At 54.8% G+C, this 18,972-nt stretch carries 20 protein-coding genes; 13 read left to right on the forward strand and 7 right to left on the reverse strand.

What is annotated here, in order from left to right; genetic code table 11:
• Positions 1 to 8: 8 nt before the first annotated feature.
• Together tdh and K5Y32_RS24245 are read right to left on the reverse strand one after the other, a co-directional pair.
• Positions 9 to 1,037, reverse strand: a complete 1,029-nt coding sequence (tdh, locus tag K5Y32_RS24240; RefSeq protein WP_101760674.1) for an L-threonine 3-dehydrogenase — start codon at positions 1,035 to 1,037, stop codon at positions 9 to 11.
• Positions 1,034 to 2,242 carry a glycine C-acetyltransferase gene (locus K5Y32_RS24245; protein WP_222186090.1) on the reverse strand — a complete coding sequence of 403 codons (1,209 nt, stop codon included), beginning with the start codon at positions 2,240 to 2,242 and terminating at the stop codon, positions 1,034 to 1,036. The genes tdh and K5Y32_RS24245 overlap by 4 nt, the downstream gene beginning before the upstream one ends.
• A 231-nt stretch (positions 2,243 to 2,473) precedes the next feature.
• Between K5Y32_RS24245 and rfaD the strand changes: the two genes are divergently transcribed.
• The 3 genes from rfaD to rfaC are packed head-to-tail and all read left to right on the forward strand — an operon-like array spanning position 2,474 to position 5,438.
• Complete coding sequence (rfaD, locus tag K5Y32_RS24250) at positions 2,474 to 3,406, forward strand: ADP-glyceromanno-heptose 6-epimerase (protein ID WP_222186091.1); 933 nt, start codon at positions 2,474 to 2,476, stop codon at positions 3,404 to 3,406.
• A gap of 17 nt (positions 3,407 to 3,423) precedes the next feature.
• Positions 3,424 to 4,467: an ADP-heptose--LPS heptosyltransferase RfaF gene (gene rfaF / locus K5Y32_RS24255; protein ID WP_222186092.1), complete on the forward strand. Its 1,044-nt coding sequence runs from the start codon at positions 3,424 to 3,426 to the stop codon at positions 4,465 to 4,467.
• A 2-nt stretch (positions 4,468 to 4,469) separates the two neighbouring features.
• The gene (gene rfaC / locus K5Y32_RS24260; RefSeq protein ID WP_222186093.1) at positions 4,470 to 5,438 is read left to right on the forward strand and encodes a lipopolysaccharide heptosyltransferase RfaC; all 969 of its coding nucleotides are present in this window, start codon (positions 4,470 to 4,472) and stop codon (positions 5,436 to 5,438) included.
• 19 nt (positions 5,439 to 5,457) lie between these two features.
• Here rfaC and K5Y32_RS24265 read toward each other — a convergent pair whose 3' ends face one another.
• Positions 5,458 to 6,429: a polysaccharide deacetylase family protein gene (locus tag K5Y32_RS24265; protein WP_222186094.1), complete on the reverse strand. Its 972-nt coding sequence runs from the start codon at positions 6,427 to 6,429 to the stop codon at positions 5,458 to 5,460.
• A 318-nt stretch (positions 6,430 to 6,747) separates the two neighbouring features.
• On the opposite strand from K5Y32_RS24265, the gene K5Y32_RS24270 reads away from it, so the two are divergent.
• From K5Y32_RS24270 to coaD, 8 genes are all read left to right on the forward strand, one after another.
• A complete protein-coding gene (locus K5Y32_RS24270) occupies positions 6,748 to 7,872 on the forward strand; it encodes a glycosyltransferase (protein WP_222186126.1) in 1,125 nt (374 codons plus the stop codon).
• Between the two features lie 42 nt (positions 7,873 to 7,914).
• Positions 7,915 to 9,024: a glycosyltransferase family 9 protein gene (locus K5Y32_RS24275; protein WP_222186095.1), complete on the forward strand. Its 1,110-nt coding sequence runs from the start codon at positions 7,915 to 7,917 to the stop codon at positions 9,022 to 9,024.
• Complete coding sequence (locus K5Y32_RS24280) at positions 9,021 to 10,022, forward strand: glycosyltransferase (RefSeq protein WP_222186096.1); 1,002 nt, start codon at positions 9,021 to 9,023, stop codon at positions 10,020 to 10,022. Before K5Y32_RS24275 ends, K5Y32_RS24280 begins: the two co-directional genes overlap by 4 nt.
• 73 nt (positions 10,023 to 10,095) lie before the next feature.
• Entirely contained in the window at positions 10,096 to 11,172 is a 1,077-nt protein-coding gene (gene rfaQ / locus K5Y32_RS24285) for a putative lipopolysaccharide heptosyltransferase III (RefSeq protein ID WP_222186097.1), read from the forward strand.
• Positions 11,165 to 12,298, forward strand: a complete 1,134-nt coding sequence (locus K5Y32_RS24290; RefSeq protein ID WP_222186098.1) for a glycosyltransferase family 4 protein — start codon at positions 11,165 to 11,167, stop codon at positions 12,296 to 12,298. Before rfaQ ends, K5Y32_RS24290 begins: the two co-directional genes overlap by 8 nt.
• Positions 12,299 to 12,383: 85 nt before the next feature.
• Complete coding sequence (gene waaA / locus K5Y32_RS24295; RefSeq protein WP_101760684.1) at positions 12,384 to 13,658, forward strand: lipid IV(A) 3-deoxy-D-manno-octulosonic acid transferase; 1,275 nt, start codon at positions 12,384 to 12,386, stop codon at positions 13,656 to 13,658.
• 3 nt (positions 13,659 to 13,661) lie between these two features.
• Entirely contained in the window at positions 13,662 to 14,438 is a 777-nt protein-coding gene (locus K5Y32_RS24300) for a glycosyltransferase family 2 protein (RefSeq protein ID WP_222186099.1), read from the forward strand.
• Positions 14,435 to 14,920: a pantetheine-phosphate adenylyltransferase gene (gene coaD / locus K5Y32_RS24305; RefSeq protein ID WP_110868213.1), complete on the forward strand. Its 486-nt coding sequence runs from the start codon at positions 14,435 to 14,437 to the stop codon at positions 14,918 to 14,920. Before K5Y32_RS24300 ends, coaD begins: the two co-directional genes overlap by 4 nt.
• A 1-nt stretch (position 14,921) precedes the next feature.
• Here coaD and mutM read toward each other — a convergent pair whose 3' ends face one another.
• From mutM to radC, 4 genes are all read right to left on the reverse strand, one after another.
• Positions 14,922 to 15,731 (reverse strand): bifunctional DNA-formamidopyrimidine glycosylase/DNA-(apurinic or apyrimidinic site) lyase, encoded by an 810-nt coding sequence (gene mutM / locus K5Y32_RS24310; protein WP_222186100.1) that lies wholly within the window; start codon positions 15,729 to 15,731, stop codon positions 14,922 to 14,924.
• A 69-nt stretch (positions 15,732 to 15,800) separates the two neighbouring features.
• Positions 15,801 to 15,968, reverse strand: coding sequence for a 50S ribosomal protein L33 (gene rpmG, locus K5Y32_RS24315; RefSeq protein ID WP_001051798.1), 168 nt, complete (start codon positions 15,966 to 15,968; stop codon positions 15,801 to 15,803).
• 11 nt (positions 15,969 to 15,979) lie between these two features.
• On the reverse strand, positions 15,980 to 16,216 hold the full coding sequence (gene rpmB, locus K5Y32_RS24320) for a 50S ribosomal protein L28 (RefSeq protein WP_007885297.1): 237 nt from the start codon (positions 16,214 to 16,216) through the stop codon (positions 15,980 to 15,982).
• Between the two features lie 243 nt (positions 16,217 to 16,459).
• Complete coding sequence (gene radC, locus K5Y32_RS24325) at positions 16,460 to 17,116, reverse strand: DNA repair protein RadC (RefSeq protein WP_101760688.1); 657 nt, start codon at positions 17,114 to 17,116, stop codon at positions 16,460 to 16,462.
• A gap of 185 nt (positions 17,117 to 17,301) precedes the next feature.
• Between radC and coaBC the strand changes: the two genes are divergently transcribed.
• Both coaBC and dut read left to right on the forward strand, forming a co-directional pair.
• Positions 17,302 to 18,522: a bifunctional phosphopantothenoylcysteine decarboxylase/phosphopantothenate--cysteine ligase CoaBC gene (gene coaBC, locus K5Y32_RS24330; protein ID WP_222186101.1), complete on the forward strand. Its 1,221-nt coding sequence runs from the start codon at positions 17,302 to 17,304 to the stop codon at positions 18,520 to 18,522.
• Positions 18,500 to 18,958 (forward strand): dUTP diphosphatase, encoded by a 459-nt coding sequence (gene dut / locus K5Y32_RS24335; RefSeq protein ID WP_222186102.1) that lies wholly within the window; start codon positions 18,500 to 18,502, stop codon positions 18,956 to 18,958. Before coaBC ends, dut begins: the two co-directional genes overlap by 23 nt.
• The last annotated feature ends 14 nt before the right edge of the window (positions 18,959 to 18,972 follow it).

Here is an 18,972-nt window from a genome sequence, read left to right on the forward strand (position 1 = left end):
AGGATGAATTAATCCCAGCTCAACACCACTTTGCCGGATCTTCCCGAGCGCATCTCATCAAAGCCCTGCTGGAACTCATCGATGTGATAGCGATGAGTAATGATGGGCGTGAGATCGAGGCCGGACTGAATTAGCGCCGCCATCTTGTACCAGGTTTCGAACATCTCGCGGCCGTAGATGCCTTTGATGAACAAGCCTTTAAAGATCACCTGATTCCAGTCGATGGACATCTCGCCCGGCGGAATGCCCAGTAGCGCGATGCGGCCGCCGTGGTTCATCACCTCCAGCAGGGTGCGGAACGCCGGTGGCGCACCAGACATCTCCAGACCGACATCAAAACCTTCGGTCATGCCGAGTTCGGCCATCACGTCACGCAGGTTTTCCTGCGCTACGTTGACGGCGCGCGTTACACCCATTTTGCGCGCCAGATCGAGGCGATAGTCGTTGATATCGGTGATCACCACATGGCGTGCGCCGACGTGCTTACACACCGCCGCCGCCATGATGCCAATCGGCCCGGCACCGGAGATCAGCACATCTTCGCCCACCAGATCGAACGACAGCGCAGTGTGCACCGCATTGCCAAAGGGATCGAAAATCGCCGCCAGTTCGTCAGAAATGTTGTCGGGAATTTTGAAGGCATTAAACGCCGGAATCACCAGATATTCGGCAAAGCAGCCCTGACGATTGACGCCAACGCCTACCGTGTTGCGGCACAGATGCGTGCGTCCAGCGCGGCAGTTGCGGCAATGGCCGCAGGTGATGTGGCCTTCACCGGAAACACGATCGCCAACGGCAAAGCCCTTAACTTCCTGGCCCATTCCCACCACTTCACCCACATATTCGTGGCCGGTGATCATCGGCACCGGAATGGTTTTGCGCGACCAATCATCCCAGTTGTAGATGTGCACGTCGGTGCCGCAGATAGCGGTTTTGCGAATCTTAATCAGCAGGTCGTTATGGCCGGGTTCAGGTATTGGCGCGTCCTTGACCATCCAAATGCCTTCTTCGGCTTTTAATTTGGCGAGTGCTTTCATTTCCCTGCTCCTGAGATAACGCCCAGCTGTTGACCAATGCGGGTGAAGGCTGCCACGGCGTGCTCCAGCTGCGCCTGCGTATGTCCGGCAGAGATCTGCGTGCGGATACGTGCCTGACCTTGCGGTACCACCGGATAGAAGAAACCTGTGACGTAGATTCCTTCCTGCTGCAACAGGCTGGCAAATTGCTGCGCCACTTTGGCATCGCCCAGCATCACCGGGATGATGGCGTGATCGGCGCCGGCCAGCGTGAAGCCTGCGGCCGTCATCTGTTCACGGAAGAAGCGGGCGTTTTCCCACAAACGCTGACGTAAACCGTCGCCTTCACTCAGCAGCTCCAGCACGCGCAGCGAGGCAGCCACAATCGCAGGCGCCAGCGAGTTGGAGAACAGATACGGACGCGAGCGCTGACGCAGCCACTCAACCACTTCTCTTTTCGCCGCCACGTAGCCGCCCGATGCGCCACCCAGCGCTTTACCCAGCGTGCCGGTCAGAATGTCGACGCGATCCATCACGCCGCAATATTCGTGCGTGCCGCGTCCGGCAGAACCCACAAAGCCCACCGCATGGGAATCATCGACCATCACCAGCGCATCGAACTCATCGGCCAGATCGCAAATGCCCTGCAGATTGGCAATCACGCCATCCATCGAGAACACGCCATCGGTGGCAATCAGGATGTGGCGCACGCCTTTGTCGCGTGCTTCCTGTAAACGCGCACGCAGCTCACTCATGTCATTATTGGCGTAACGATAGCGCTGCGCTTTACACAGACGCACACCATCAATGATCGATGCGTGATTGAGGGCGTCTGAAATAATCGCGTCTTCGGCGCTGAGCAGCGTTTCAAACAGGCCGCCGTTGGCATCAAAGCAGGACGAGAACAGAATCGCCTCTTCCATGCCGAGGAACTCAGCCAGCTTGTGTTCCAGCTGCTGGTGGATGTCCTGCGTGCCGCAGATAAAGCGCACCGACGCCATGCCAAAACCGTGCGAATCCATGCCGTCTTTCGCCGCCTGGATCAATGCCGGATGATTGGCTAAACCCAAATAGTTATTGGCGCAGAAGTTGATGACAGGTGGGCTGTTGGCAACGTTGATTTCTGCCTGCTGCGCCGACGTGATGGTGCGTTCTTGTTTGAACAATCCGTCCTGACGTGTTGTCTCAAGCTGTTGACGAATTTGCGAATAAAACTGACTGGACATGATTCTGCTCCTCAGATAGCAAAATTTTGGCACATATTACTGATCGAAAAGCGAATAGACGATATTTCAGCCATCAATATCTCGGTTTTGCAGCATAGTTCACGCTGCGAACAGGATTTGTGCAGCGCATACGGAGTCATCTGGCTGCCTGCGTCTGGCTGAAATGTTATGATGATAGGCATTCGTGGGTGAAACCTCCTGTTTCCCCCCAACTCTTTAAAGGCAAAGCATATGATTATCGTAACCGGTGGCGCTGGCATGATTGGCAGCAACATTGTTAAAGCGCTGAACGACCGTGGTCTGACCGACATTTTGGTGGTGGATAATCTGAAGGATGGCACCAAGTTCGTGAATCTGGCGGATCTCGACATCGCCGATTACATGGATAAAGAGGAATTCCTCAGCTACATCATGTCTGGCGAAGATCTCGGCCCCATCGAAGCCGTTTTCCATGAAGGCGCCTGTTCCGCAACCACCGAGTGGGATGGCAAGTACATGATGGATAACAACTATCAGTACTCGAAAGATCTGCTGCACTTCTGCCTCGAGCGTGAAATTCCGTTCCTTTACGCCTCTTCTGCTGCCACTTACGGCGGACGCAATGAGAACTTCATCGAAGAGCGCCAGTACGAGCAGCCGCTGAACGTCTACGGCTACTCTAAAATGCTGTTCGATCACTATGTGCGCCAGATTCTGCCAGAAGCCGAATCACCGGTATGCGGCTTCCGCTACTTCAACGTGTACGGTCCGCGTGAAGGCCACAAAGGCGGCATGGCGAGCGTCGCGTTCCACCTCAACACGCAGATCAGCAATGGTGAAAATCCGAAACTGTTTGAAGGCAGCGACGATTTCCGCCGCGACTTCATCCACGTTAATGACGTGGTTGCGGTAAATCTGTGGTGCTGGGAAAACGGTGTTTCCGGTATCTACAACTGCGGAACTGGCCGTGCTGAATCTTTCCAGGAAGTGGCGGATGCGGTGCTGAATTTCCATCAGAAAGGCCAGATTGAATACATTCCGTTCCCGGATAAGCTGAAAGGCCGTTATCAGGCGTTTACTCAAGCCGATCTCACTAACCTGCGTGCAGCCGGTTACGACAAGCCGTTCAAAACCGTCGCGCAAGGCGTGGGCGAATACATGGCCTGGTTGAACCGTAACGCATAAGGAAACCGGCAGCAGCGATGAAAATTCTGGTTATTGGCCCATCATGGGTCGGCGATATGATGATGTCGCAAAGTCTCTATCGCACGCTCAAGGCTGAGCATCCTGAAGCGGTGATCGACGTGATGGCGCCGGCCTGGTGCCGCCCATTGTTGTCGCGTATGCCGGAAGTGAATCAGGCGCTGGCGATGCCGCTCGGCCACGGCGCATTGGCGCTGGGCGAGCGTCGTCGTTTGGGGAAAACCCTGCAGGCCAGTGGCTATGACCGCGCCTATGTGCTGCCGAACTCCTTTAAATCTGCGCTGGTGCCGTTTTTCGCCGGGATCAAACGTCGCACCGGCTGGCGCGGCGAGATGCGCTATGGCGTATTGAATGATGTCCGCGTGCTGGACAAAGCGGCCTTTCCGTTGATGGTTGAGCGCTATGTGGCGCTCGGCTATGACAAACCGGTTGCTTCCGCGCAGCAGCTGCCGCAGCCGTTGCTGTGGCCGCAATTACGTGTCGATGACGATGAAAAGCGGATGACGGCGGCGCAGTTTGCGCTGTCCGCCGAACGTCCGGTGATTGGGTTTTGTCCGGGCGCAGAGTTTGGCCCGGCGAAGCGCTGGCCGCATTATCATTATGCCGCGCTGGCAGAGCAGCTGATTGGCGAAGGTTATCAGGTGGTGCTGTTCGGTTCGGCGAAAGATCGTGAAACCGGCGACACCATTGTGCAGACGCTGTCAGAAGCGGCGCGTGCGCACTGTAAAAATCTGGCGGGTGAAACGCAACTTGAGCAAGCCGTGATTCTGCTGGCGAACTGTGCGGCGGTGGTCAGTAACGATTCCGGCCTGATGCATATCGCTGCGGCGCTTAATCGTCCGCTGGTGGCGCTGTATGGCCCAAGCAGCCCGGACTTCACTCCGCCGTTGTCTCAGCAGGCGCGCATTATTCGTTTGATCACCGGCTATCACAAAGTCCGCAAAGGTGATGCCGAACAAGGTTATCACCAGAGCCTGATTGATATTCAGCCAGCGCGCGTCCATCAGGAACTGAGCGCGCTGTTGCATCCGGTGCAGGAGTAAAGATGCACGTTTTGATTGTTAAAACCTCCTCGATGGGAGACGTGCTGCATACCTTGCCAGCGCTCACGGATGCGATGCAGGCGATTCCTGGCATCAAGTTTGATTGGGTGGTTGAAGAAAACTTCGCTCAAATCCCCGCCTGGCATCCGGCGGTGGATAAAGTAATGCCGGTGGCGATTCGCCGCTGGCGCAAGCACTGGTTCGGTAGTCAGCAGCGTGAAGAGCGTGTGCAATTTAAGCGTGAGCTGCAATCGCGTCAGTATGATGTAGTGCTGGATGCGCAAGGTTTGATCAAAAGCGCCGCGCTGGTGACGCGCCTGGCAAAAGGCGAGAAGCACGGGCAGGACAGCCGCAGCGCACGCGAACCTTTCGCCAGCTGGTGGTATGACAAACGCCATGAAATCAACAAGCAACAGCATGCCGTAGAACGCACGCGCGAGCTGTTTGCCAAAAGCCTCGGCTATGAAAAACCTGCAACGCAGGGCGACTATGCGATTGCCGGCCATTTCCGCTCTACGCTACCTAACGATGCACAGCCTTATTTGGTGTTTCTGCACGCCACCACGCGAGATAACAAACACTGGCCGGAATCACATTGGCGTGCGCTGATTGAGTTGGTGCAGCCAACAGGATTACGCGTGAAATTGCCGTGGGGCGCAGAGCATGAACATCAACGCGCACAGCGTCTGGCCGAAGGCTTCGACCATGTTGAGGTATTGCCTAAGTTAACGCTGGAGCAGGTAGCGCAAGAATTAGCTGGCGCGCGCGCGGTGGTGTCGGTAGATACCGGTTTAAGTCATCTGACGGCGGCGCTGGATCGTCCGAATATCACGCTGTACGGCCCAACCGATCCCGGTCTAATTGGTGGCTATGGCGAGAATCAGTACGTGCTGCGCCCTGCAGAAGGCCACAGCATGGCGGATATTCAAGCCATAGATGTCGCAACAATGATTAAAGAAATCACCGTATAGTTTTATAACGTACCGTAATTTAGCGTGACTGGTAACTTTTCTTTAAAAGCGCGTATTCTGTTAGCGTCATGCCCTGAGTACGTGGTTGTAACCAGCTAAATAGCTGCTCTAAATCATCGTAAAGGTGCTCAATATCAGCCTCATTTTTAAACGTGGGGCTGCCATCGGGCATAAATTCTGATGAATGCAGCATGAACTCAACGTAATCATTTCCCTGGCTAAGTGTTTGCTCAACCACCTGTTTCATCTGCTGCACATTGCCCCCCACCGGACGTAGCCAATTAACAGATGGACCGCGCTTCTTGCCGCGCATGTCATTCCACGCTTTTTTTAGCTGATTAGTGAAAGCGCCATAGCGGTACTGAATGCTCATCGGCAACTCCAGCAATGGACTATCACCCGCGCGGGAAATATCACTAACATCAAGGTAATAGGCATGATCCGGGAAACGGCTGTAATCGGTGCCGCCTTTACCTTGCGGCGCGCCAGATGAATTGCGCCAATCCACGCGAGGTGTGACGGAGCAATCAACTAAATAACCGTTGTCGATCAATGCTCGGGCGTAAACTTCATTAAAAGCCCAGCGTCCGGCACGATGACTGGTCATCTTCTGCCGAAAAGCGCTTTCCAGCAAATCGGTCATGTAAGCGACCTTGTCGCGCAGGATATTTTCTGGAAATTCAATCAAATAAGGCTGATAGCGCCAGTCATCATCGGTCAACGCGTATTCCGGCGGGCTATACCATGCATGAAGATGCATGCCGATTTCACCTTGCCCACGCGCCAGCAGATCGCGACCAAATTCAACATACGCCGCATCGCTCGCCATTTCGTAATTCGTTAGCCAGGTGGGTTTAAAACCGTATTTCTCACATAAGGCTTGAAAGCGCGGCAGAAACTGAACATTTCGCGTGGTAACCTTGCCGCTGCGATTGCGCCAAAGATTATCGCCTTCAGTATCGAGAGTGATTAAAAACGCAGGCTTATCCATAACTTATCCGATAAAATGAGCACTTTCTCATCGCTATGGTACGCAAGCCCATGAATGAGGGCAAACTTTTCATTTGCTGCAATGAGCAGATGTTGGTAGCAGTATAATAGCGGTTAAACTAGAGTAAATTAGAATGCACATCGGCCCTAATACGCAGAATACTCATCTTAAGAGCAATGCGTAATGTCTGAAGCCAAACATACCTAATAAATTGATTTATCTTATATTCAGTCCTGTTTTATCAGGGGATGATAGATATTTTGTCATACAAAACAGGCTGGCGATTAGGAGCACAAGAATTTGTCGAAGCGCATTCTGATGGTGATTGATGGCCTGCCGGGCGGCGGTGCCGAAAAAGTCGTACTGACGCTGGCTGAAGGTTTTGTCAGCCAGGGGCATCGGGTGTCGCTCTTCTCATTGCGCAAAGTATGTGAATACCCGATTCCCGCAGGCGTGGATTATCAGACCGTGATTGATAAAAGTACACGTCCGTGGCGCAAACTGACTGAAACCCATCGTCGTGCGTATTTGCTTGATGAAGCCGTTCGTCAAAGCGAAGCACTGCACGGAAAATTCGATTTGGTTTTGTCTAATCTGCATAAAACCGATCGCATTGTCCGCTATGCGCGTGCGCTAGATGCGACTAAAACCTGGTATTGCCTGCACGGCGTGTTTTCCGCCTCCTATCTTGCTCGCAAATCGGGCTTCTCTTTGTGGCTCAAGCGGCTGAAAATCCGTGATACTTATCGCGGCAAGCAGCTTGTCGGTGTATCACAATATGTGATTGATGATGTGATTCAGAACATCGGCGTGAAGCCCAGCAAAGCGCAGGTAATCTATAACCCGTTCGATTTCGATCTGATTTCGCGTCTGGCAGCAGAACCTTGTCCGTTAGCAGGGAGTAATTTTGTCCTTCATGTTGGCCGTTTTCATGAAACCAAACGCCACGATCGTTTGCTGACCGCCTATGCCCAGAGTGGCATCACGGCTCCACTGGTGTTATTGGGTCAGGGAAGCGAAAAAATCACGGAAAGATTACGCCAGCAAGCCGCGGATTTAGGCATCGCCGAACGCGTTCGTTTCGAAGGTTTCCATAAAAATCCTTATCCATGGATTCGCCATGCTCGCTTGTTAGTGGTGAGTTCAGACAGCGAAGGATTTGGCAATGTGCTGGTCGAAGCCTTAAGCTGCGGCACACCGATAGTGAGCACACGTTGCCCCGGCGCGCCATCGACTATCATGAGCGGTGATCTTGCACGCGGGCTGGCTGATTTGAATGCTGATTCTCTGGCGCAGAAAATGCGCGAGATTTATGCCGCTCCGCCTGAGTTGCAACATCTGGACTTAAGCATTTATAGTCTCAAGGTTATTTGTCAGCAATATTTGCAACTGGCAGAAGTGGAAGAACCCGCATTTTCAGGCACTCAGCACGTTTCAGATTAACAGGTCCCCATGTCGGTGTGGCCGTATCATGGGGATAGATCGTTGACGTATGTGATTCTCTTTTTACTCTTTTTGCCGGTCAAATGGGTGATGAAAATCTTCCATGGCCGAACCGGTAAAAATTTGGTGATTCAAACAGCAAAAATCGGTGATTTCATCAATATCACTCCGCTGTTAACTCATTTGGGGAAAAGCGACGCACTGTTAAGCAATAGCGTTGCCGCGCTCGCTTCGCGCGATAACACGCTGGAAAATATTTGGTATATTGAAGAGCATCGCTCCGGCCTCATTAAGAAAATTAAACTGGTCTGGCAACTGCTCAACCGTTACGACAACATCTATCTGTTACATCCCACCAACCTCAACCTGTTCATTGCCGCTTGCTGTAATGCCAGCAACAAACAGTTTCTTTCCAGCTACCGCCGCAAAGGTTATCAGGGATTGTTTTATCTCACCGCAAGCGGTGTGGTGGAGCATGAGCAAAATACTCTGACGCTGGAAAATTACCTAAAACTCGCCGATCGCTCGTTCACTAAAGAGAGTTATCCGAAGCATGCGACACAACCACTTTGGCACCCCAACTCGCTGCCGGATGAAATCTTCCAGCATGATGGCATTCGCATTGGCATCAGTATCACCGCAGGCAATCAGGCAAAAACCATTCCACCGAAAATCTGGCAGCGACTTTTTGACCACTTAAGCGATTTACCCTGCCAGTTTTATGCCTTTGGCGCACCGAATGAACAATCACGCTTGCAGGAGCTGTATAAAGTTGTCGGCGCGCGCGAGAACCTGACAAGCCTGGTAGGCAAAGTGCAGTTGGAGGACGTCCCTGCGGTCATTAGCGAGATGGATTTCTATATCGCGTCAGATTCCGGCAATGTCTATATTGCCGATGCGCAACAAGTGCCGATCATTTTGATTTACGGCCCATGTTGCGTCGAAGAGCAGCGGCCGCTGGGTGATGTGTTGTTGATTGGCCCAAATCATATTGCGCCCTCATCCTTTGTGTTCGCCGCGCAGTACAAATTTATGCATCCCACTGAACAGCTGTTTGAACTGGATCAGCGGAAGCTTGACGATATTCACGATTTTATTAGCACGCGGCAGCAACAACGCCTGGCGCGACGGAAGAACATGAAAACAGCATGACAACGCAGCCCGAAAGCTCAGCCCCGTTACTCAGTCTCATTATTCCTATGTTTAACGCAGGCAGCGATTTTGCTGCCTGTGTGCAAGCGCTACTGGCTCAAACTCTCACCTCACTGGAAATTATCATTGTCGACGATGGTTCCACTGACGGTTCGGGGGAGCGTGCTGATGCTTATGCGCAGCAGCATCCCCATGTTCGTGTTATCCATCAGACCAATGGCGGCGTATCGCGCGCGCGTAATGCGGGCTTAGCGGTGGCGCGCGGTAAGTACGTTTCGTTTCCGGATGCTGACGACACCATGGATGCCGCGATGTATCAAACGCTGGTTGAGATGGCGGAGCGCGACAACTTGGATGCCGCACAGTGCAACGCGGAATGGTTTTTCAAAGCCAGCCAGCAAGTAAAACCGCTGATTCCGCTCGATCGCCTCACCAGCACCGAGGTACTGAGCGGCCCTGATTGGCTTAATAAGGCGCTGCAAACGCATCGCTACATGCATGTGGTTTGGCTGGGCATTTACCGCCGAGAGTTGATCGAACAGCTCAAACTCTACTTTGAACCTGGCCTGCATCATCAGGACATTCCATGGACCACCGAGTTCATGCTCAACGCACAACGTGTGCGTTACACCGATAAAGTGTTGTATTGCTACTACATGCATGATGCTTCCATCAGCAACCGTAAGCGCACCGGCCAGCGTAATGTGGAATATCAGCGTCACTACCTGAGAATCGCGCAGTTGCTGGAAGAGCTCAATGCACGCTACCGTCATAAGGTAAAAATCTACCCGGCATTTCACTACCAGATTACGCATGAGGCGCTCAGCGTCTGCCACTGTATCCGACGCGAACCCGAAGAGAGCGCACGTCAGGCGATGATTGCCGATCTGTTCGCTACGCAAACTCACCGGCGCATGCTGCGTAACGCGCGCGGTATAAAGCAATGGTATCAACTGCTGCTATGGCTAAGCCGGATTTACCGCTGGCGCAAGAAATAAGCGCCGCGTCCGGCTTTCACGCCTTTGGGGTTTGCCTTACAATCAGCTGACTGAATTCTGAGATCATTTGAGTATGGCAAGCCCGATTCCAGACCAATTTGCACCGAAAAATATTCTGCTGATCAAGCTGCGTCATCACGGCGATATGCTGCTGACCACGCCCGCGATTAACGCGCTGCACCAACGCTATCCTCAGGCGAACATCGACGTTCTGCTCTACAAAGAAACCCGTCCAATGCTGGAAGCGCACCCGGCCATTCGCCAGTTGCACATCATCGATCGCAACTGGAAGAAGGAAGGCGGCTGGCAGAAATTCCGGCATGAAATGGCCCTGCTTTCCGCGGTGCGCGCGTGCCATTATGACCTGGTGATTAACCTCGCCGATCAGTGGCGCAGCGCCATCATTACCGGATTCTCTGGCGCGCCGGTGCGTATCGGTTTTGCCTTCCGCAAACGTGATAACGCCTTATGGCGCTGGATGCACAACCATCTGGTCAGTACGGAAGATCATCATCAGCTGCATACGGTTGAACAGAATATGGCCGCGCTGAAGCCGCTGGGCATCAGCGCCGCCGGCGCAAAAGCCTCGATGCATTTCAGCACAGCCGATCAACAAATAGTGCAGGATGTACTGGCTCATCATGCGGTGAAAATGCCGTTTGTTGTGCTGCAACCCACTTCACGCTGGCTGTTCAAATGCTGGGAAGATGAAAAAGTCGCACAGCTAATTGATGCGCTCGGTGCCGAAGGCCGCACCGTGGTACTGACGGCGGCGCCGGACCAGAAAGAAATGGCAATGATCGCCAATATTCAGTCGCTGTGTCGCAGCCACAACGTGGTGTCGCTGGCGGGAGAATTATCCTTGCCGCAGCTGGCGGCGCTGATTGATGCGGCACAGCTGTTTATCGGCGTAGACTCTGCGCCGATGCACATGGCCGCCGCGCTGGAAACGCCGTGTCTTGCGCTGTTTGGACCCACCAAGCTGCAACACTGGCGTCCGTGGGGCGATCACAATCGCGTGATTTGGGCCGGTGATTATGGCCCGCTACCCTCGCCAGACGACATCGATACCAACACGCAACAGCGCTATCTTTCTGCCATTCCCGTTGAGGATGTGTTGGCTGCCGCCCGGAGTTTTTTGCATGAGTAAGTTACGCCTGGCGATTGTCCGGCAGAAATACCGCCCAGACGGCGGCGCCGAACGCTTTATCTCGCGTGCGCTGGAAGCGCTGGACAGTGAGCAGCTCGATCTCAATATCATCACTCGCAGCTGGCAGGGCACGCCGAATCCGGCCTGGCATCTGCACATCTGTAATCCAGCGAAATTCGGTCGCATCTCGCGCGAGCGCGGTTTTGCGCGTGCCGCGCGTGAATGCTGGCAACGCGAGAAGTTTGATATTGTGCAGAGCCACGAACGCATCGCCGGTTGCGATATCTTTCGCGCCGGTGATGGCGTGCATCGCGTCTGGCTAGAGCAGCGCGCGCGCATCGTGTCACCGTGGCAGCGCTTAAGCGCCCGCCTCAGTCCTTATCATCGTTATGTGTTACAGGCAGAAACCGACATGTTCAACGCGCCGTCGTTGAAAGCGGTGATCTGTAATTCAGAGATGGTAAAGCAGGATATTTTGCGTCACTTCAGGCTCGATGCCAGCAAGATCCATGTGATTCACAACGCCATTGATAGCCAACGCTTCCAGCCGGCCAGCGAAGCGCTGCGTCATGCGGCACGTCAGCAGCTCAAACTGCCGCAGGATGCCACGGTAATGATTTACGTAGGTTCAGGCTTTGAGCGCAAAGGCTTAAAAGCGGCGATTGAAGCGGTGGCGAAAAGCGATCGCTATCTGGTGGTGGTCGGCCAGGATAAGCAGCTGTCGCGCTATCAGCAGCTGGCAAACCAGCTCAATTGCCTCGATCGCTTACGCTTCGTCGGCGTGCAGCAGGACGTGCAACCGTTCTACCATGCAGCCGATGCGCTGCTGCTGCCCACGCTTTATGATCCCTTCCCAAATGTGGTGCTGGAAGCGATGGCTTGCGGCCTGGCGGTGATCACCAGCACCGGCTGCGGCGGCGCGGAGTTTATCACCGTGGGTCAGGAAGGTTTTGTCTGCGATGCATTAGATATCAACGCGTTAAACGAAGCCGTACTGGCAACACCGGCGCTTTCACACAATTCTGCCATGGGCGAAGCCGCACGTCGCAGAATTGAACCTTATGGTCCGCAGCGGCTGGCGCAAGCGCTGACCTCGCTGTATCAGCAAGTGCTGCAGACCAGCTGACGAAGTGGTATGAGCAGGCGGTTAATTTCTGATAACATGCCGCCTTTCATCTGTTTTTTGACGCGATTCTGTCGTAACGGTAACTATGACGACTCTATACACAGCCTTGCTCTACCTGATTCAGCCACTGATCTGGCTGCGCCTGTGGCTGCGCGGTCGAAAAGCACCGGCCTATCGTAAACGCTGGGCAGAACGCTACGGCTATTGCAGCGGAAAAGTACTGCCGCATGGCATTGTGCTGCACTCGGTTTCCGTCGGCGAAACGCTGGCGGCAGTGCCGCTGGTGCGCGCGCTGCGCCACCGCTATCCAACGCTGCCGATTACCGTCACCACCATGACGCCAACCGGCTCCGAACGTGCGCAGTCCGCGTTTGGCAAGGATGTGCACCACGTTTACCTGCCCTACGATCTGCCAGGTTCGATTAACCGTTTCCTCGATACCGTCGATCCGCGACTAGTAATCATCATGGAAACCGAGCTGTGGCCAAACATTATCCGTATTCTGCATCAGCGCAAGATTCCGCTGGTGATTGCCAACGCGCGCCTGTCTGAGCGCTCGGCCAAAGGCTACAAGAAGCTCGGCGGCTTTATGCGCGACCTGCTGCAGCGCATCACGCTGATTGCCGCGCAAAACGCCGAAGATGGCGACCGTTTCCTCAGCCTTGGCCTGAAACGTTCGCATCTCACCGTTACCGGCAGCCTCAAGTTTGATATCTCCGTAACGCCAGAGCTGGCGGCAAAAGCGGTCACGCTGCGTCGTCAGTGGGCGTCGCGTCGTCCGGTGTGGATCGCGACCAGCACCCACGAAGGCGAAGAGGCAATTGTGCTCGATGCTCATCGTCGTCTGCTGCAGCAGTTCCCCGATCTGCTGCTGATTTTGGTGCCGCGCCATCCGGAACGTTTCAAAGATGCCTGCGACCTGACACAAAAACGCGGCTTCAGCTTTATCCTGCGTAGCAGCGGCGAAATTCCATCAAGCTCCACGCAGGTGGTCATTGGCGACACCATGGGCGAACTGATGATGCTGTACGGCATCGCCGACCTCGCCTTTGTTGGCGGCAGCCTGGTTGAGCGCGGCGGCCACAATCCGCTGGAACCGGCAGCACATGCCATTCCGGTATTGATGGGCCCGCACATCTGGAACTTCAAAGATATCTGCGCCAAGCTGCAGCAGGCCGAAGGGCTGATTACCGTCACTGACGTGGTATCGCTGCAGAAAGAGGTCGCTAACCTGCTGCAGGATGACGATTATCGCCGCTATTACGGCCGTCATGCTGTGGAAGTGCTGCATCAAAATCAGGGCGCATTACAGCGTCTGCTACAGTTACTCGAACCTCACTTACCGCCGCGAGCTCACTAATTCATGTCGCAACGCCAACGTCTCTCCGTGGTGATGATCGCCAAAAACGAAGCTGAACTGCTGCCGGAGGCGCTGGCTTCTGTCAGCTGGGCGGATGAGATTGTGGTGCTCGATTCCGGCAGCAGCGACAACACGGTGCAGGTCGCACGCGAACAGGGCGCGCAGGTTTTCCAGGCTGAAGGCTGGCAGGGATTTGGCAAGCAGCGCCAGCGCGCTCAGGCCCATGCGCAAGGCGAGATGATTTTGATGATCGATGCCGACGAGCGCGTTACACCCGAATTGCGTCGCGCTATCGAGCAGGTTCTCGCACAGCCTGCCTCGGACAATGTTTACAGCCTCGGTCGCAGCAACCTGTTTCTTGGCCGCTTTATGCGCCACAGCGGCTGGTATCCCGATCGCGTTATGCGCCTCTATCCGCGCAAGTTCAATTACAACGACAATCTGGTGCATGAATCACTGGAGACGCAGGGTGCGCCGGTAGTGAAGCTGGCGGGCGATCTGCAACATCTCACCTGTCGTGACCTGATTGCGTTTCAGCGTAAGCAGATGAACTATGCCGAAGCCTGGGCAAATGAGCGTTTCCAGCGCGGCAAACGCTGCGGCTTGTTGTCGATCTTTAGCCACACGCTCGGCGCATTCGTTAAAACCCTGCTGCTGCGTGCGGGTTTTCTCGATGGCAAACAGGGCTGGATTCTGGCGGTGGTTAATGCGCAGTACACTTTCAACAAATACTCGGCGCTCTGGGCGCTGCATCACACCTCAACACAAGGTCGCGTATGAGTACGAAAGCGATTTATCCCGGCACCTTTGATCCCTTCACGTTGGGTCATCTGGATATTGTGACGCGCGCAGCGAAGATGTTTGACCGCATCGTCGTGGCGATTGCCGCCAGCCCGAGTAAAAAGCCGCTGTTTAGTCTCGATGAGCGCGTAGATATGGCGCGTCAGGTGACGGCACATCTGCCGAATGTCGAAGTAATCGGGTTTAGCGACCTGATGGCGAACTTTGCCCAGGCGCAGAATGCCAATGTGCTGGTGCGTGGATTGCGTGCGGTATCGGATTTCGAATATGAGCTGCAGCTGGCGCAGATGAATCGTCATCTGTTGCCCACGCTGGAGAGCGTGTTTCTGATGCCGTCAGAAGGTTTCTCGTTCGTCTCTTCTTCGCTGGTCAAAGAAGTCGCGCGCCATGCCGGTGACGTGCAGGCATTTCTGCCTGCCGTTGTGCACAAGGCGTTACTGGCGCGACTGGCGCAGCCTTAACTCAGTGCTGGCAGCGTGGACACCAGAAGGTGCTGCGCTGACCATGTTTGCCGCTGACAATCGGCGTACCGCAGGCACGACAAGGTTCGCCGGCGCGACCATAAACCTGCAACTCCTGCGCGAAGTAGCCTGGCTTACCGTCCGTTTGCAGGAAATCTCGTAGCGTGGTGCCGCCCTGCTCAATCGAACGTAATAACACCGCTTTAATGGTGTTAACCAGCAGCTCGGCCTCTTCCTGACTCAAACTCATTGCCGAACGATCGGGCAAGATCCCGGCGGTAAACAGCGATTCGCTGGCGTAGATGTTCCCGACGCCCACCACCACTTTGTTATCCATCAGCCACTGTTTAATCACGGTGCGTTTGCCGCGTGACTTTTCAAACAGATAGGCGCCATCAAATTCGCTGCTGAGCGGTTCCGGACCGAGATGCGCCAGCACGCTGCTGCCTGCGAGGTCATTGCTCCACAGCCAGGCGCCAAAGCGACGTGGATCGGTGTAGCGCAACACTTTGCCGTTGCTCATCACCAAATCGACGTGGTCATGTTTGGCGGCCGGTTGTTCGCCGGGTAGCACGCGCAGACTGCCGGACATGCCGAGGTGAATGATGATCCAGCCATGCGGCAGTTCGAGCAGCAGATATTTAGCGCGACGCTGCACGCTCAATACGGGTTGGTCGCTCAGCGCGTGGATTTCATGCGAAACCGGCCAGCGCAAACGTGAATTGCGCACCACCGCATGCAGAATCGTGGCACCGACCATGTGGGGTTCGATACCGCGACGACTGGTTTCTACCTCAGGTAATTCAGGCATCTCATCTCCTCAACGAATCGCAGAAACAAAAAACCCGGCCGAAGCCGGGTTTTTCACAGAACACTAAAATTACTTAATTTTAGCTTCTTTGTAGATCACGTGCTGACGTACAACCGGATCGAACTTTTTCAGTTCTAATTTCTCTGGTTTAGTACGTTTGTTCTTCGTGGTGGTATAGAAGTGACCTGTACCAGCAGAGGAAACCAGCTTGATCTTCTCACGAATACCTTTAGCCATGATTCAGTTCCTTAGTACTTCTCACCACGGGCGCGGATTTCGGTCAGAACCGTATCGATGCCCTTTTTATCAATAACACGCATACCTTTAGCAGATACACGCAGAGTAACGAAGCGCTTTTCGCTCTCAACCCAGAAACGGTGAGAGTGCAGGTTCGGCAGGAAACGGCGTTTCGTCGCGTTCATTGCGTGGGAACGGTTATTACCCGTTACCGGACGCTTTCCAGTTACCTGGCAGACTCGTGACATTTCTATTCTCCAAAAATCAAATCAGCTCGAGCTTTAAAAACTAGGTTTTGGCCGCCTCGTCAGGCCTTAGCCCGCCCAGGCGAGTTCCATGTGAACCCGCTAAGCTGGCCCAAACGCCAAACCCGAGATTCTCAAAGGTGGCGTAGTATACGCCGCTCAGCCCGAGTGCTCAAGTCCCGAACAGATAAAGATCCCTCTGGATCGCGCAAAAATGCCCTATTTCTGTTCAGTTGAATCGATGAATTACAACCAACCGCGCTCGGCGAAAGAGGTAAACTCGCCGTGACCAATCACCAAATGATCAAGTAAACGGATATTGAGCAGCGCGCACGCTTGCCCGACTTTTCCCGTAATATCGCGGTCGGCGCGACTGGGTTCAGCGATTCCCGACGGGTGATTGTGCGCCAGAATCACCGCCGCCGCGTTAAGTTTCAGCGCTTCGCGCACGATTTCGCGCGGGTGAACCTCCACGCTGGCAATCGAGCCGGAAAACATCTTCTGCGCCTGCAACACGCGGTGCTGATTATCGAGGAACAGCGCCATAAACACTTCGCGCTCCTGATGCGCCAGCACGCTTTGCAGGTAATGGCGCGTCACCTGCGGATTCTCCATCACGTTTTCCCGCGCCAGCTGGCTGGCAAAAAATCGCCTTCCCAGCTCGGCGATGGCATACAGCTGCGTCATTTTGGCACTACCCACGCCTTTAATCTGCCCGAGTTCCTCTTTGCTGGCCGTCATAATGCGATAGAGCGAACCAAACTCGTTCAACATCTGATGCGCCAACAGCAGCACGCTGGTGCCGCTGATGCCGGTACGCAAAAAAATCGCCAGCAGCTCAGCATCACTCAACACTTCAGCGCCCATTAACATCAGTTTTTCCCGTGGTGCCAGTTCCGTCATGACCATCTCCTCCCTGCGATGCGGCGATTCTGCGCGTCAGCCACCGTCAGCGCCAGCACGCGCTGAACGATTTCAGAGCCAGCTCGCAAAGGCCGCAGGCAGTGAAAAGGCGCACTGCGGATTTTGTGATAAAGTTGCCTGCATCTGCCGCCCCTGACGCGGCAATCTGCTTTGAGGCGAACAACATGACGGGATTAGCTGGAAAGAAAATTCTGCTGGGCGTGAGCGGCGGCATTGCTGCATACAAAGCGCCGGAGCTGGTGCGTCGGCTGCGCGATCGCGGTGCTGATGTGCGCGTAATGATGACCGAAGCGGCCAGGGCCTTTATTACTCCGCTGAGCCTGCAGGCGGTTTCCGGTTATCCGGTATTTGATGATTTGCTCGACCCGGCAGCCGAAGCGGCGATGGGCCATATTGAACTGGCGAAATGGGCCGATTTAATTGTGCTGGCGCCGGCTAGCGCCGATCTGATTGCCCGCGTCACTGCCGGCATGGCGAATGATTTGGTCACCACCGCGTGCCTGGCAAGCGCAGCGCCGGTTGCCATCGTCCCGGCCATGAATCAACAGATGTACCGCGCGGCGATCACGCAAGAGAACCTGCAGCGTCTGCAGCAGCGCGGCATGCTGATCTGGGGCCCCGACAGCGGCAGCCAGGCGTGCGGCGATGTGGGTCCCGGCCGCATGCTCGATCCGCTGGCGATTGTGGCGCACGCACTGGAGTGGGCTGCGCCCGTCAACGATCTGCAACATCTCAGCATTATGATCACCGCCGGTCCAACCCGCGAAGCGCTGGACCCGGTGCGGTATATCAGCAATCACAGCTCGGGCAAGATGGGCTTTGCGATTGCTGCGGCTGCGGCCAAACGCGGTGCGAAGGTGACATTGGTTACCGGCCCGGTGGCGCTGCCAACGCCAGCTGGCGTACAACGCGTGGACGTTGACAGCGCGCTGGAGATGGAGGCGGCGGTGATGGCGCAAATCCAGCAACAACATATTTTCATTGCCAGCGCAGCCGTGGCAGACTACCGGGCGGCTAACATTGCCGCAGAGAAAATCAAAAAACAGGGTGGCGACGATAGCGTCACGCTGCAGTTGGTGAAGAACCCCGATATTGTCGCAGGCGTCGCGGCGCTGCAGGAAAATCGCCCTTATGTTGTGGGATTTGCTGCCGAAACCCAGAATGTGGAAGAATACGCGCGGCAAAAACGGGTGCGAAAAAACCTGGATCTGATTTGTGCCAACGATGTGGCGCAGGCGGGTCAGGGCTTCAATAGCGACACCAATGCTCTTCACCTTTTTTGGCAGGAAGGAGAAAAAGTCTTACCGCTCAGTGATAAGACGCTCCTTGGCCAACAATTAATAGACGAGATTGTCAGCCGTTATGATGAAAAAAATCGACGTTAAAATTCTTGATGCACGCGTGGGCAACGAATTCCCGCTGCCGACTTATGCAACCTCTGGTTCCGCAGGCCTCGATTTACGCGCCTGCCTGGATGATACACTGGAAATCACACCCGGCATGACCACACTGGTTCCCACCGGTCTGGCGATTCACATTGCCGATCCTGCTCTTGCAGCCGTGATTTTGCCGCGCTCCGGTCTTGGCCATAAACATGGCATCGTGTTGGGCAACCTGGTCGGTTTGATCGACTCCGATTATCAGGGTCAGCTGATGGTTTCCGTGTGGAACCGCGGCCAGGACAGCTTCACGCTGCAGCCAGGCGACCGTTTAGCACAACTGGTCTTCGTGCCGGTCGTGCAGGCCGAATTTAACCTGGTGGAAGATTTTGACACCAGCGACCGCGGCGCAGGCGGCTTCGGTCACTCAGGCCGTCAGTAACACGCGACACTTTT

This window comes from Pantoea sp. DY-15 (assembly GCF_019795935.1).
Lineage (GTDB): Bacteria > Pseudomonadota > Gammaproteobacteria > Enterobacterales > Enterobacteriaceae > Pantoea > Pantoea leporis.